The organism is Nocardia fusca NBRC 14340 (assembly GCF_001618425.1).
GTDB classification, from domain to species: domain Bacteria; phylum Actinomycetota; class Actinomycetes; order Mycobacteriales; family Mycobacteriaceae; genus Nocardia; species Nocardia fusca.
Genome location: NZ_BDCU01000022.1, coordinates 72,955 through 86,653, shown reverse-complemented (window position 1 = coordinate 86,653; position 13,699 = coordinate 72,955). Strand labels below are relative to the sequence as shown.

General features: G+C 68.1%; 15 protein-coding genes. 11 read left to right on the top strand and 4 right to left on the bottom strand.

Annotated features, from left to right (window positions below; genetic code table 11):
* The first annotated feature begins 142 nt into the window (after positions 1 to 142).
* From NF4_RS13190 to NF4_RS13170, 5 genes are all read left to right on the top strand, one after another.
* Positions 143 to 2,116, top strand: coding sequence for an N-6 DNA methylase (locus tag NF4_RS13190; protein WP_063127641.1), 1,974 nt, complete (start codon positions 143 to 145; stop codon positions 2,114 to 2,116).
* A 94-nt stretch (positions 2,117 to 2,210) separates the two neighbouring features.
* Positions 2,211 to 3,314 carry a hypothetical protein gene (locus NF4_RS13185; RefSeq protein ID WP_063127640.1) on the top strand — a complete coding sequence of 368 codons (1,104 nt, stop codon included), beginning with the start codon at positions 2,211 to 2,213 and terminating at the stop codon, positions 3,312 to 3,314.
* A 32-nt stretch (positions 3,315 to 3,346) separates the two neighbouring features.
* A complete protein-coding gene (locus NF4_RS13180) occupies positions 3,347 to 4,753 on the top strand; it encodes a serine/threonine-protein kinase (protein ID WP_232330444.1) in 1,407 nt (468 codons plus the stop codon).
* Between the two features lie 248 nt (positions 4,754 to 5,001).
* Positions 5,002 to 5,931, top strand: coding sequence for a ketopantoate reductase family protein (locus NF4_RS13175; RefSeq protein ID WP_063127639.1), 930 nt, complete (start codon positions 5,002 to 5,004; stop codon positions 5,929 to 5,931).
* Positions 5,928 to 6,314 carry an ArsR/SmtB family transcription factor gene (locus tag NF4_RS13170; protein WP_063814572.1) on the top strand — a complete coding sequence of 129 codons (387 nt, stop codon included), beginning with the start codon at positions 5,928 to 5,930 and terminating at the stop codon, positions 6,312 to 6,314. The genes NF4_RS13175 and NF4_RS13170 overlap by 4 nt, the downstream gene beginning before the upstream one ends.
* A gap of 227 nt (positions 6,315 to 6,541) precedes the next feature.
* Here the strand turns inward: NF4_RS13170 and NF4_RS13165 are convergent, their stop codons facing one another.
* The gene (locus NF4_RS13165) at positions 6,542 to 7,189 is read right to left on the bottom strand and encodes a DUF4272 domain-containing protein (protein WP_084533095.1); all 648 of its coding nucleotides are present in this window, start codon (positions 7,187 to 7,189) and stop codon (positions 6,542 to 6,544) included.
* A gap of 531 nt (positions 7,190 to 7,720) precedes the next feature.
* Here NF4_RS13165 and NF4_RS13160 point away from each other — a divergent pair.
* Both NF4_RS13160 and bla read left to right on the top strand, forming a co-directional pair.
* Positions 7,721 to 8,185, top strand: a complete 465-nt coding sequence (locus NF4_RS13160) for an NUDIX domain-containing protein (protein ID WP_063127637.1) — start codon at positions 7,721 to 7,723, stop codon at positions 8,183 to 8,185.
* A gap of 163 nt (positions 8,186 to 8,348) precedes the next feature.
* Positions 8,349 to 9,305 (top strand): class A beta-lactamase, encoded by a 957-nt coding sequence (gene bla, locus NF4_RS13155; RefSeq protein WP_063127636.1) that lies wholly within the window; start codon positions 8,349 to 8,351, stop codon positions 9,303 to 9,305.
* A gap of 153 nt (positions 9,306 to 9,458) precedes the next feature.
* Here bla and NF4_RS13150 read toward each other — a convergent pair whose 3' ends face one another.
* Positions 9,459 to 10,016, bottom strand: a complete 558-nt coding sequence (locus NF4_RS13150; protein ID WP_198165325.1) for a flavoprotein — start codon at positions 10,014 to 10,016, stop codon at positions 9,459 to 9,461.
* 120 nt (positions 10,017 to 10,136) lie between these two features.
* Here NF4_RS13150 and NF4_RS13145 point away from each other — a divergent pair, with 120 nt between their 5' ends.
* From NF4_RS13145 to NF4_RS38590, 3 genes are all read left to right on the top strand, one after another.
* The gene (locus tag NF4_RS13145; protein WP_063127634.1) at positions 10,137 to 10,712 is read left to right on the top strand and encodes a TetR/AcrR family transcriptional regulator; all 576 of its coding nucleotides are present in this window, start codon (positions 10,137 to 10,139) and stop codon (positions 10,710 to 10,712) included.
* A gap of 80 nt (positions 10,713 to 10,792) precedes the next feature.
* Positions 10,793 to 11,584 (top strand): SDR family NAD(P)-dependent oxidoreductase, encoded by a 792-nt coding sequence (locus NF4_RS13140; RefSeq protein ID WP_063127633.1) that lies wholly within the window; start codon positions 10,793 to 10,795, stop codon positions 11,582 to 11,584.
* Positions 11,585 to 11,699: 115 nt separating this feature from the next.
* Positions 11,700 to 11,837 carry a hypothetical protein gene (locus NF4_RS38590; protein WP_189094189.1) on the top strand — a complete coding sequence of 46 codons (138 nt, stop codon included), beginning with the start codon at positions 11,700 to 11,702 and terminating at the stop codon, positions 11,835 to 11,837.
* Positions 11,838 to 12,097: 260 nt separating this feature from the next.
* On the opposite strand, the gene NF4_RS37745 is transcribed toward NF4_RS38590, so the two are convergent.
* The gene (locus NF4_RS37745; RefSeq protein WP_157120278.1) at positions 12,098 to 12,556 is read right to left on the bottom strand and encodes an alpha/beta hydrolase family protein; all 459 of its coding nucleotides are present in this window, start codon (positions 12,554 to 12,556) and stop codon (positions 12,098 to 12,100) included.
* Here NF4_RS37745 and NF4_RS36500 point away from each other — a divergent pair.
* Positions 12,549 to 12,830, top strand: a complete 282-nt coding sequence (locus NF4_RS36500; RefSeq protein WP_084533117.1) for a winged helix-turn-helix domain-containing protein — start codon at positions 12,549 to 12,551, stop codon at positions 12,828 to 12,830. The two genes, NF4_RS37745 and NF4_RS36500, sit on opposite strands and share 8 nt — an antisense overlap.
* A 119-nt stretch (positions 12,831 to 12,949) precedes the next feature.
* On the opposite strand, the gene NF4_RS13125 is transcribed toward NF4_RS36500, so the two are convergent.
* Entirely contained in the window at positions 12,950 to 13,642 is a 693-nt protein-coding gene (locus tag NF4_RS13125) for an NAD(P)H oxidoreductase (RefSeq protein ID WP_232330442.1), read from the bottom strand.
* Between the last annotated feature and the right edge of the window lie 57 nt (positions 13,643 to 13,699).

Below are 13,699 nucleotides of genomic sequence, written 5' to 3'. Positions count from 1 at the left end.
GTTGAGCAGCAGGCTGTGGCAGCAACCCAGCCGTGAATGTGTTGAACGTATGAGAAGCGTGAAAGCAATGTCAACATGTTTTATGGAGTTGCATTTTGCTCAATGTTGCGGGAGTGTGGACGGAATATCGGAGAGGAGTGGTATGCCCGAGCCCGGCATGGTCAGCGCGGCAGAACTCTCCCGGCTGGCCGGTGTCACCCGCGCGACGGTCAGCAACTGGCGGCGCCGGCACGACGATTTCCCCAAGGCGGTGGGCGGCAGCGATGCCCGGCCCCTGTTCGATCTGGCCGAGGTCCAGGCGTGGCTGTCCGGACACGGCATCACACCGGCGGTGTCACCGGTGGCCGAGCTGCGGACCCTGATCCGCGCGGACGCGACACCCGAGGATGTCGCCCACCTCATGCGTGCGCTGCGCCGAGCCGATGCCGGGTGGGTCGCCGGGAAATCCGAGGCCGTACCTGTCGATTTCGCCCGCCGCGCGGTGACCCTGCTGGACCAGGTGCGACGATCCGCGGGCCCGCGGGCCGCGGTCGACGCCCTGGCGGAGCGGGCCATGGAGGACAAACCCACTACCGGTGTGTATCCGACGCCCGAACGGCTCGCGGCGCTGATGGCCGAACTCGCGTGTGGCCCGGCCGCCGGGATCCGTAGTGTGCTGGACCCGGCCTGCGGCGGTGGGGGATTGCTGACGGCGGCGGCGAGCCGGGGCGCTGTCGAACTCTACGGACAGGACGTCACGCCGGTGCAGGTGGAGCGGGCTCGATTGGCGGTGACCGCCGAAACCGGACTCGACCCCGATATCCGGCTCGGCGACAGCTTGCAGGCCGACTCGTTTCCCGAGCTCCAGGTGGACGCGGTCCTGACGAACCCGCCCTACGGCGACCGGGATTGGGGCGTCACCGGACTCGCTTTCGACACCCGATGGGAATTCGGGCTCCCGCCCCGGCTCGAATCCGAACTGGCCTGGGTGCAGCACGCGGTGGCGCATCTGCGGCCCGGAGGCACGGCTGTGGTGTTGCTTCCGCCGGCGGTGGCGTCGCGGCCCTCCGGGCGCAGGATTCGCACCAACCTGGTTCGTTTCGGGGTGCTCCGCGCGGTGATCGGGCTCGCCCCCGGGGCGGCGCCGCCGCGGCATGTGGGGTTGCAGATCTGGGTGCTGCGCCGGCCCGAGCCGGACGCGCGCGCGGCCGACACGATGCTGTTCGTCGATACGACGCGGCTGCCCGCGGGAAGCGGTGAAGACCGGATCGCGTGGGATGTCGTCACCGAGTCGGTGGCCGGCGCCTGGCGCGCCTTCGACAAAGGACAGGACCCCGCCGAGGTCTCGACCGCCGCAGCGGCGGTGAGCTGTATCGATGTGCTCGACGATGCCGTCGACCTGACCCCCGCACTCTATGTCCATGCGCCGGTCGACTCCGACGGCGTCGCCGACCGGGTCGACGCCGCGGTGGCCCGGCTCGGTGCGGCCGAGGAGGAGTTCGCGGCAGCGCGCGCGGAACTGGCCGGTTGGACGGAGACACGGGGGAAGACCTGGCGTCGGGTCACTGTCGCCGACCTCGCGAAACACGGGCAGCTGGAGTGGATCCGTGCCCACCCGCCGGCCGATACACCGGCCACCGGGGGCGATCGAAAAGTGTTGACCGCCGCCGACGTGGCGACCGGCCGGGCGGCCTCGGCGACGACGAGTTCGGCGAATCCGGGGGATCGGGTCGCGATCGAACTCGGCGATGTCCTGATCCCGGCGGTTCGCGGGGAGCACGGCAACGGCCGGAATATCCGGGTGGCGGGCCCGGAAGATGCCGGGGCTGTGCGCGGTCCCCACCTGCACACGCTTCGCGTCGACCGAGAGCTGCTCGATCCCTGGTTCCTCGCCGGATTTCTCTCGGGCGCCGACGGTGTCTCGGCCACCCGGACATCCACCGTGCGCTTCGATCCGAGCAGACTGCGTATTCCGGTCGTCTCGGCGTCCGAACAGCAGCAGTACGGGATATTGTTCCGGCGATTCTTCCAACTGCGGCTCGCGGTGCTCCGCGCGGCGTCGGCCGCGGACGCGCTCGCCGACCAAGTGTTCACCGGGCTGACCACCGGGGTCCTGGTACCGCTGGACGAGGAATGAGATGACGCAATGCCGACCGTTGTCCCGGCGGTTGCGGTCGGTGCGGAGGGCCGGTTCCGGTTGGCCGGATCGCGCAGAAGAGAGGGGGAATTTCATGTGGCACGAACTGGCCGCACAGGCCTTCGATGCCGAGGTCTACGACGCCCGGTATTTCGGTGACGACGGAGATCCGCGATGGGAAACGGGGGACGGCGCCGCCGCATGGATACGGCAATGTCTCACCATGACTTCGGCCTCCGGTGCGGTGGGCGTGCTCATGCCGGCCGCTGCCGCGGTGAGCCGGCGGGCGCGACCGTTGCGGCGCGCGCTGCTGCGCGACGGGACCCTGCGCGCGCTGGTGACCGGGCTGGACGAACGTGACCTCTGGCTGTTGATGGAGCCGAACGGAGAACGGCCGCAGCATCTCCTGCTGATCGATGGCGGGGGAGACCCGGACCTGGTGGCCGCCGTGTGGGAGATGTTCACGGACGACCCGCTGCACCCGGTCGCGGCACCGTACGCGGTGCGGATCGTCGACCGACTCGACGAGCGCATCGACCTCACCCCGGCCGGCGGCCCGGACACCGGAGCGGCCGAAAGGTATTCGGCGCTCCGCGCGGAATTGCTCGCGAAGCCCATGGACCCGCCCCCGCCGCTGGGCCCGGTCGCGGAGTTATACGGCATGGTCTCCCTGGGGGAGCTCGCCGAGGCGGGGATGGTCGAATTCCGGCAGTCGCCACCCACCGTCCTGGCCGCCGACGGTGATAAGCCGATGCTGACCGCCAAAGATGTCCGGTTGTGCCGTCCTCCCTCACGACGTGGTACCGCCGAGGTAGCGGGCGCGGTGCTCATTCGGCCCGGCGATATCGCGGTCGTGCGTGATGAGGCGGTGGTGCAGGTGTGTACCGGAGATGGTGTTCTGCTCGGACCTGGGATCGACCTCGTTCGCACGGATGCCGACGTACTCGAACCGGAATTCCTGGCGGGCGTGTTGCGGGCCGCCCTCGACGAGGTGCCCGGTGGCAATATCGACCTCCACCAGGTGGGCGTGCCGCGCCTTCCACCTCCGGAACAATGCCGGTACGCGGCGGCCTTCGCCGACCTCCGTACGCTCGAAACGGAATGGCAACAGCGTCGCGCCGAGATCGAGCGAGTGGTGCGCCTGGGCTATCGGGGATTGGCGGCCGGTCTGTTGCGTCCGCTCTCGCCCGGCGAGTAAGTTTCCGCATTCGAATTGCACGGAGGTGGCCTGTGGAGGTCGTGGGGGGCCGTTACGAACTCATCCGTCAGGTCGGTGCCGGCGGTATGGGGCAGGTGTACGAGGGTTTCGACCGGAACCTCAAACGCCGGGTCGCCGTGAAGATCACCCACACCGGCCTCGATTCCGATCCCGAGTGGACCAAGCGGTTCCTACGCGAAGCGGAACTGATGGCGACGGTGAGTCATCCGGGCACGCCGGCCATTTTCGACACCGGGATCAGCGAGGGTGCCGCCGCGCGTCCCTTCCTCGTCATGGAGTTCGTGGAAGGTGTCACCATCGAAAACCTGCTCGTGCGCCGAGGGCCGCTGTCGATCGGCGTGGTGGCATCTTTCGGCGCGCAGGTCGCCGCGGTACTCGCCGCCACCCACCGGCACCGCATCTACCACCGTGACCTCAAACCCTCGAACCTTATGCTCTGCGACAACGGCACGGTGAAGGTGCTCGATTTCGGTCTGGCCGTCGCGCTCGACGCGGGGCTGAGCCGGTACACCACCACCGGCCAGACGATCGGGACTCCCGCGTATATGGCGCCCGAACAGATCGAATCCCGTGACGTGTCACCGCAGACCGACCTCTACGCCCTCGGCCTGATCCTGCACGAATTGCTCACCGGCGACCGGGTGGTCACCGGCGACAACGCGTACACGGTGTGGTCACAGCAGGTATCCAGAGCGGCGCCGGACATCCGGGTCGAGCGGCCCGGAACTCCCGCCGATATGGCCGGGCTGATCATGTGCATGCTGGAGAAGAAGCCGGAGAGCCGCCCGGCCGGGGCGAGCACGGTCCACACCGTGCTGATGCGCCATGCCACACCGCTCGGGGACCTCGTCAACGACGTGAACAGTCCCGCCCGTATGTACGCGGTCGCGGTCGCTGCCGCCGTCCCCGGTGACGACCACTCGGCGGTGATCCTTCCGGTCGAGCCGCGTCCCAGTGCCTCGGCTGCTCCGGTACCTACTGGAGACGTGAGTCGTGGCGATCTCCACCGAGCAATCGACCGGGCGCGCCGGTTGGCGGACGAGTCCCGCTACCACCCCGCGATCAGGCACTTGAAAACGGTTGTCGGCGAGGCGATCCCGATTCTGGGGCCGCGGGATGCCGATGTGGTGGACGCGCGGATCGAACTGGCCGGATTGCGATTCGACTCGGAGGACTGGGGCGAGGCCGGTGATCTCTACCGGGCCCTGATCGATGACCTCACCGCTGAACGCGGTCCCTACGACGATCAGGTCATGTACTGCCAACGCCGGCTCGCCGAGTGCGTTCTCCATACGGGCCGGCGAGATGAGGCGGTGGACCGGCTGATGCGATTGCAGGGCCAGATGGACGCGCGGTATGGCGGCGGGGATCGCCGCGTCCGGGAGCTGGCGGAGCTGATCGAGAACATCCGGCGGTGAGGAGTCATCGTCGGTGGCAAATGAACGGGCTCTCGCGACCGATCGCGACCGGCTGTGCGAGGTGGATGGTCTAGAACTGTGGGCCGGGCGGTTCCCAGGACCTCGATGACTTCCTCGGCTCACTCGTACGAGCGCGGGCACACGTTCAGTCCGGCCTCGGAGCCATCGCGAGGGCGCTCGTCGTCTCTTGGGAAGTAAGGGAGCCGGGATCATATATTCTTCCATTTAAATATTTGGATGGAGGATGGATGCGGATCCTTGTGGTGGGCGACGGTGCGCTCGGCCAGGTTTTCGGGCTGCGGCTCGCACGCGGTGGGGCGGACGTGACCTATCTGGTCAAGCCCGAGCGGGCGGGTTGGGGCGGCCCCGGGCGCACGCTGTATCGGCTGCGCCGGTTCGGCGGACCGGTCGCCGAGCAACTGCGCCCCGAGGGCGTACACACCGAGCCCCCGGACGGGCCTTGGGACATGGTCTGGTTGTGTGTGTCCTCGACCGCGCTGCGCGGGTCGTGGCTGCCCGGCTTGCGGGACGCCGTCGGTGACGCGAGTGCGGTCACCATCGGGCAGGATGTGCACGATCGGGCCGTGCTGGAGCGGGTGTGGCCGGCCGAGCAGATCGTGCAGGTGGTGCCGTCCCTGTTCGCCTATGCCGCGCCGTTGACCGGTGAGGTACCGGCGCCGGGGATCGCGTACTGGGTGCCACCCGGTTCGGCATTGCAGGTGCTCGGTGACCCGGCTCGGGCGGCGGTGGCGAGCGCGTTGCGCGCCGGTGGCCTGCGTGCCCGCCGTTCCGCCCGGGCCGGTACCGGCGAACACGTCGCCGCGCTGATGGTGCCCTATATCGCTGCGCTGGAGGCGGCGGGCTGGTCGCTGCCCGCGTTGCTCTCCGACATAGGACCGGCGGTCGAGGCCGGTGGGGAAGCCTCGGCGGTGGTCGCTGCGCAAGCCGGGGGCCGCCGGGTTCGCGCGCCGAAGTGGGTGGCCCGGTCGGTACTGCGGCTGTTGCGGGTGCTGCCCCCGTTCGACCTGGACCGCTACCTGGAAGCCCATTTCACCAAGGTGGCCGATCAGACCAGGCTGATGCTCGATGGTTGGATCGCCGAAGGCGAAACCCGGGCGTTGCCGGTGACCCGCCTGCGTGATCTGCGGAACCGGCTCTCCGCTCGGGAGACGGCGTGACCCCCACCGTGGAAAGCGTGCTGGGCACATTCACCGAATGTCAGCCACTGTTCACCGCGCTCGGAGACGACCGGCGGCAGGCGATCATCGCCCTGCTGCTGAAAGCGGACGGGGAAGCGAGCGTGGGGGAAATCGCCGCGCAACTCGGGCTCTCCCAGCCGGCCGTCTCGCATCACCTGAAAATCCTGCGGGCTGCGCGACTGCTCACCGTGGAACGGCGCGGCACCCTTCGGTTCTACACGCTCAACGGTGCCGAACTGACCGATCTCCTGGCCCCGCTGCGCGACCTCGTGGATCAGATCACCTCCTGCGCCGACCAGCCCGGTATTCATGAGAGGAATCAGGCCGGGACCCCGTCGGCGGCGACGGAATCGTCGCCGTAGTGAATCGCCCGCCCCTCCGGTGCCGTGCAGTGGGCGTCGCGGGCGGGCCCGGTCAGGGGCACCGGTGTTCGGCCCACATCGCCGCGCTGGCATCGTGTTCGAGCGGGACGGGAAGGCCGAGGCGGTCGCTGAGCTTTCGTCGGGGCGGCTGCCGTCGGCGCCTACGCGCTGCCGTTTGTTCTCGGCACCGGGCAACCGGCCCCGCCGTCGACCGGGCCGGTGCGGGACTACTGTTCGTCGGCATCCCATTCCGACTGGCCGGCGCAGGTAATCCAATGCAACGCATGGAATCGTTCCGCCGTCAGCATGGGGTCCAGGTCGCCGATTATTTCTCCGGTTTGCTCGTATATATCTTCCATGAAGTGATTCAGGAAGAAGTAGTAGTGCAGTTCTGTGAGTATCTCCTGGCTGGGGCGCAGGCCGGCGTCTCGGATGAACGGCTGCAAGGGTTGGCCCAGCGCCGGTAGATGGTCGGCGACCAGCGAACCGTCCATTCTTTCGCTGGGATCGACGAGACTCGGAACTCTTCCCGAGGCCCAGAGCAGGACATACAGGGACTCGGCTCGCCAGGTCAGCAGGTTCGACTGCATAGCCGACTGCTGCCACCGCATTTCTTCTTCGGGCAGGTCGGTCAGCGCGAAGGCCCATTTTTCTCGCTCGGTCAATTCTTGCAAGAAATCTTCTGCCTTCATCCATTCCGAGATTTCTCTCGGGTCCGGATGGAAGATGACACCGAGCAGTGCGTGCAGGGCGAGTGTACGTCTGGCCAACTCGCCGGGATCGCGAAGCCGGATGGGGAAGATCTCCTCTATGTCGGGGAGGAAGTCCACTTCCAGCCCGTGCTGCTTCAATCGGTCCTGCGTAGATACGGTCATCGAATACCTCTCCGTTGCACTGTGTGTCGCCGAACCCGCGACGGAACCATTCGGGCGGAGGGCCGGGGCGACATGGTCTTCGAAGGGCGCGGCTCGCCCTCTGCGGTGCGCAGCGCCGATGCGGCGCCGGTCACGGAAGTCACTGTCGCTCAGCTGTTTTCCTCACATCTCTCCACATACGGTCGTGCCGCCAGTTTTTCGTGCCCCGCTTCTGGATGCAAACGACAGGAGTCCCGGGGATCGGTCCGGGCATACGAGTGCTGGTCAGCGGTGGGCGCAGGGACGGCGTATCGGCCGAGGGCTCGTTGGCTCCGCGGGGCGGTAGGGCGACATGAACGCCTGGACCCGAGACTGCTGGATGCTCGTTCGGTAGGGGCCGATTCGTCGAGTGCGTCGCCACCCGGTGGCTGCCCGCCGGATGAAACACCTTCGGCGCCGCATCCGAACCGGGTCGCAGGGGCGTTACGGTGTACGCCGACCTGCCACACGACCCCAGCCCTCCGCTGCGGAAACTTCGGAACGAGGAGGCCCATGTCGGGATATGTGTTCGATACCAAGCACGACCGCTACCCGGTGGCGGCCCACCTCTTTCTCATCGAGGACGGCCGAATCCTGTTGTTGCGACGCGCCGGTCGCGGTTACGCCGACGGGCGGCTCGGGTTGCCGGCCGCCCATGTCGACCGCGGTCGGGCGCTTACCGAGTCCGTGGTCCGTGAGGTTGCCGAGGAGCTCGGAATCACCCTTGCTCCAGATGATCTACGCCCGAGCGGCACCATGTTCCGCTGGGCCGGCGAACCTCGGGTCGACATCTTCTTCGCCGCCCAGTCGTGGCAGGGCACACCGGAGATCCGCGAACCGTGGAAGTGCAGCGAACTCGTCTGGGCCGACCCGGACGCTCTGCCCGGGGACACGCTCGATTTCGTGGCCACCGCGTGGGCGGATGCGAGAGAAGGCCGGATGCTGCGGGAATACGGTTTTGCCTCGGTCCCGATGTGAACGTGACGGGCGTGCCGTGGCGCTCCGCTACCAGCCGAGCGTGGTCGGCAGTGCCTGTAACGACGCGTTCGGCCCGGGTGACCTGCGGCGATATCAAGTCCAACCTGTCCGCGGGGGAGTTGTGTATTGGCCTCGCTCCAGGTTGTGGTGATGTGCTGCGGGGGTGAATTTCTCCGCACTCGTTCAACTCTTCTCGTTCGATCGCCGTCGACTCGCCGCCGCCGCACTGGCGGTGGCAGCGCTCTCGGCGGCTACCGCATGTGATGCCGGCCCCGGCACCACCGTCGCGACCGCACCTGCGGGCGCTACCGGCCAAGTCGTGACGACACAGCAGTTCGCCGACCTGGAAACGGCACACGGCGCGCGGCTGGGGGTCTTCGCGCTCGACACCGCCGACGGCCGCAGCGTTGCCTACCGTGACGGTGAGCGGTTCCCGATGGCTTCCACGTTCAAAGGGCTCGCGTGCGGTGCCCTGCTGCACAAGCATCCGCTGTCCTCGGGGTTCTTCGACCGGGTGATCCAGTATCCGCGCACCGATCTCGTCGAGAACTCGCCGGTCACCGAGCAGCATGTCGATACCGGGATGACGGTGGCGGCCCTGTGTGAGGCGGCCATCACGGTGTCCGACAACACGGCCGGAAATCAGATCCTGAAACTGCTCGACGGACCCGCGGGCTTCACCGCGTTCCTCCGCACCCTCGGTGACAACACCTCGCGACTGGACCGCTGGGAAACCGAGCTGAATACCGCGATCCCCGGCGACGAACGCGACACCACCACTCCCGCCGCGCTGGCCGCCGACTATCGCGCACTGGTCGTCGGTGACAGCCTCGCGGAGCCCGAACGCGCGCAATTGTCCGCGTGGCTCGTCGCCAGCGCGACCGGCGGTAACCGCATCCGAGCGGGGCTGCCCGCCGAATGGAAGGTCGGCAACAAGACCGGGTCCCCGGCCTACGGGTCCGCGCTCGACGTCGCCGTGGCCTGGCCGCCGGGACGGGCCCCGCTCGTCATCGCGGTGCTCACCACCAAATCCGAGCAGGATGCGAAACCGGACAATGCTCTTGTCGCCGCGGCCGCCCGGGCCGCGGTGGAAGCACTCGGGACCGGCCCCGTCGGCTGACGCGGTCGCGGCGGAGACGGCTGCCACCCTGCTGCCGCTCCCGCGCTGCCGAAACGGTCCACCTTCCGACGGTGGCCGAATGGGTGGGAGTTCGCCGCTCGCCCCGGTTCCGACTGCCGGGGCGAGCAGCGGCGAGCGAACGGATTTCGGCGATCAGCCGCCCGCGGCCGTGCGACGTGGATGGTCGAGCACCGCACGCCAGGCGGCTTCCCATGGAAACAGATCCAGGTAGTTCTCGCCGGTCCCCGGTTCGTGCTGCTCGTCGCCGGCCAGCACCATAACCCCCCAATCGGAGAGGTTTCGCCTCGCCACCTGCACTGCCGGAAAGCTCATCTGCGCTCGGTTGGAGAACGGTACCGCCACCACCGGCAGCCCCTTGCCCACCGCTTCGACCAGTAACCCGAGCGGCAGCGTATCCGAGATCCCGGCAGCCCATTTCGCCATGGAGTTGCAGGTGAGGGGTGCCGCGATCATGGCGTCGGCCGGCGGTAGGACGTCGGGTGTGCCGGGTTTCTTGTAGTGGCTACGGACCGGGTGTCCGGTCCGCTCTTCGAGCATGTCGACGTCTATGAAGCCGCGGCCGTCCGGTGAGGCGACCACGCACACATCCCAGCCGTCGGCCCGCGCCAGGTCGACGAGCCGGGTGACGTCGCGGGCGGGCGGCGAGCCGGTGACGATGGCGTACAGGACCGGTTCTCCCCGCTCGTTCACGACTCCCATGATGTCAGTTCGAGGAGCCCGCTACATCGGTCCAGGCGATCGTCTCGGCCGACCTTCGTTGCATCCGCAAAATATTTGACTCCTGATTACAAAATCTCTACTGTCGGCTCCGTGGCACGGACGAAGAGCTTCGACCCGGACGACGCGGTCGCGAAGGCGATGGAGGTGTTCTGGCGCAAGGGGTACGCCCGCACCACCCCGCAGGACCTCGTCGACGCGATCGGTATCGGCCGGGGCAGTCTCTACAACGCGTTCGCTGGTAAACGTGATCTCTTCGAGCGGGCGTTACGCCGCTATCAGGCGACGGAAACGGTGCGGTTGATCGATCTGCTCGACGGGCCGGGCTCGCCGCGGGAGCGGGTGCGCGCCGCCCTCGCCATGGTGCTCGACGCGGCCTGTACCGACTCCGACCAGCGTGGTTGCCTGGCCACGAATACCGCCGTCGAACTCGGCGACGACGAAACGGCCGGCCCGCTCGTGCGGCGTATCTTCGACCGGCAGCACGACGCCTTCCGGGGCGCCATCGAAGAGGGGCAACGCGCCGGTGAGTTCGGCGCGGACCTGGATCCCCACGACGCGGCGAATTTCCTGCTCACCACCATCAACGGGATGCGGGTGCTCGCCAAGGCCGATCCCCGCCCCGATCGGCTCGCCGGACTGGTCGACACGGCACTGCGCGCTCTGTAATCCACCCCTGGCCCGCGTGCGGTGACCGGGCTCTGCTCCCTGCTCTTATTCTGTAACTGTAGTTCAAGAAAGGTTGTGTCGTGGATCTGCAACTTGGCGGGAAGACGGCCGTCGTCACCGGGGCCAGTAAGGGGATAGGCCTGGAAATCGTCCGGGCACTGAGCGCCGAAGGCGTACGTGTGGTGGCTGCGGCGCGTACCGTCACCGCCGAACTCCGCGAGCTCGACGGCGCTGTCACCGCGGTGCCTGTCGACCTGGCGGCACCGGACGGTGCCGCCCGTTTGATCGAACGAGCGAGCGCGATCCTCGGCGAGATCGATCTCCTGATCAACAATGTCGGCGGTGTCGTCCCCGGAAGTGCCGACGCCGGCGGCTTCCTCGACATCGCCGACGACGCGTGGCAGCGCACCTACGAACTCAACCTGTTCAGCACCGTCCGGGTCACTCGCCGCGCCCTGCCCGGCCTGCTCCGGCAGCGCGGCGTGATCATCAATATCTCGTCGATCGGCGCCCGTGCCGCCTACCACCCGGTCGACTACGGCACCGCGAAAGCCGCGCTGAACAACCTCACCAAGGCACTTGCCGAGGAGTTCGGCGGCCAAGGGCTGCGCGTACTCACCGTCTCCCCGGGACCCACCCGCACCCGTAACTGGTCGGCCCCCGACGGTTACGCCGCCGACGTCGCCGCCCGGAACGGCGAAACGCTCGAGGAGTTCCTCGCGCAGGCACCTGGTCGGATGGGTATCACCACCGGCCGGCTCACCGAGCCGCGCGAGACCGCGGCGCTGGTCACCTTCTTGGCCTCGCCTGTCTCCGGAAACCTGACGGGCGCCGACTATCTGGCCGATGGCGGAGCGATAAAAACGGTCTGAGACGAGCTCGTGGTGGAGTTGTGAGCAGGTCTGGTCGCTGGTGGTAAGGGTGGTTTCGGGCGCGTCGGTACGGTGGGCGCTGTCGAGTCACGACACAGCGAAAGGGTCAGCTGATATGAATTCGGGTTCCGCAGCAGCTTTGGAAGGTATTCGCCAGGGCTACCTCAACGGCGATCCTGTCGCCACCGCCCTCTTCATCCCTTTGTTCTTCATAGCGGGCGCTTTCGCGCTCTTGCAGGGCCAGCCGTTCTGAGCGCATTTCATCAGACGTAGCCGAGAACACCAGAGGTGAGCGCGGAGGACTGTGCCTCGCGTGGCATCACGTGGGGTGCGGTTCACCGCCGAACCAGGGGGGCTCGCAGAGGGCGCCGACGAATTCGATCACGACCCGCTGCGGCTCGGCGGTCGCGGACGACTTCTCTCCGTGCTGTCGGCCGATCCCGACCGCCTCGCCCGGCGGATGGTGGAGGCGGGCGGCGAGATCCCGTTGCGTGCCTACGTGTCCACCATTGATCACGCACGCCCGCCGCGCCGAACCTGGTCTCGTTCGCCCATGCCTGCTGCGCGGCCGGCGGGCCCGAGTTCGCGCCGATCGTGATCAGGAATGCCGCGTCGGCCGACCGCGAAGCGGCGAGCGGGCGCGACCCACCCGCCCTCGGACAACCCCCACAGACCCACCCGGGCGGGGTCGACTTCCGGTCGGCTCCGCAATGCGGCAAGACCTGCCAGCGCGTCGTCGGCGAGTAGCGAATAGTCGCGGTGCGCCGGCGTGTATCCCTCGGTCCGCTTTCCGTAGGCGAGCGCCACGATGCCCGCGCGGGCGAAAGCATCGGCGGTGAGGTCGTAGTGGGCACTGCGGCCCTTGCCCGACCCGTGGACGAGGACGACGCCCGGCCGTCCGGTGGCGCCGGCCGGCGCATGGACGGTGCCGGTCGTCGTGGTGCCGTCGCCGCGAGTGAATGTGATGTCCACCGCGGTGGTGTCGTCTTGTGCGTGTGCGGGCGGTATTCCGCTGGCGCACCCGCTCCGCCAGCGCATCCTGCGCGCCCTCGCCGAAAACGGCCCGGCCACCTCCACCGCGCTCGGCGCCCCGCTCGGGGAGAACACCGGAGCCACCAGCTACCACCTGCGACAGCTCGCCCAACACGGATTCATCGAGGAGGCACCGGAGCTGGCCAAGGGGAACGAACGGTGGTGGCGTTCGCCGCCCAAGGATCAATGCATGCAAAGAATTCTTTGTAACTAATCGCGGCCAGTGCGCTCGGTCGACTCGGCGGGTGGCCGCAACCGGGCGTAGGCAACTCCCGGCGGCACCCGGGCCGCGCGCCCGGCGGGTGAGCGCGGGCACGCACCGGGCGGCTCCGGTCAGGCGGGTACTCGGTCGCGGGCCAGGAAATCGTCGACGAAGCGCTGTGCCCGGTCTTCCAACGCCGCGTAGTGGGCGTCGCGAATCGAGCCGGTGAGTGCCTCGTCGAGCAGCAGATTGCCGTCGGCGTCCACCCGCTGTCGTTTCTCCTCCGCGCCGGGCAGTAGCCCCACCGACGATTCGGCCAGGCCGCAGTAGTACGCGATACCGTCGTTGAGCTGCATGCCGAGGGATTGCTGCATGATGTCGACGACCCCGTCGTCGTCCGCCGCGCCGGCCAGGCCGAGCCACAGCATCCGTTTGCCGGCGAGCCGGGGTTTGCTGCGGCCGTAGGCGAATCCGTAGTTCCACACGCGGTCGATCCAGCCTTTGAGGATCGCCGGGACCTGCACCCAGTACACCGGGAACACCGCGACGATGACATCGGCGGCGAGGACGCGCCGCATATGGTTCTCGACCTCCGGAGAGTAGGTCTTCTCCCGGTTTCCCCATTCCGGAAGGTCGGCGGCGTTCATCCGGGGATCGAAGTTCTCGGCGTGCAGGTCGAGCAGGTCGATGCGGTAGCCGGCCGCGGTGAGCCGCTGGGCGGCCAGCTCGGCGATATGGGCGGTGAGCGAGTCGCGGCGCGGGTGGGCGACGACGACGAGGGCGGTACGGGTGGTCGTGGCGTCGTCGGGCGTGGTGTGCGACACGGGATCCTCCATCTCGATCCGGCTCTCTCCGGATACTCGGTTGTGCGGTCTGATCTG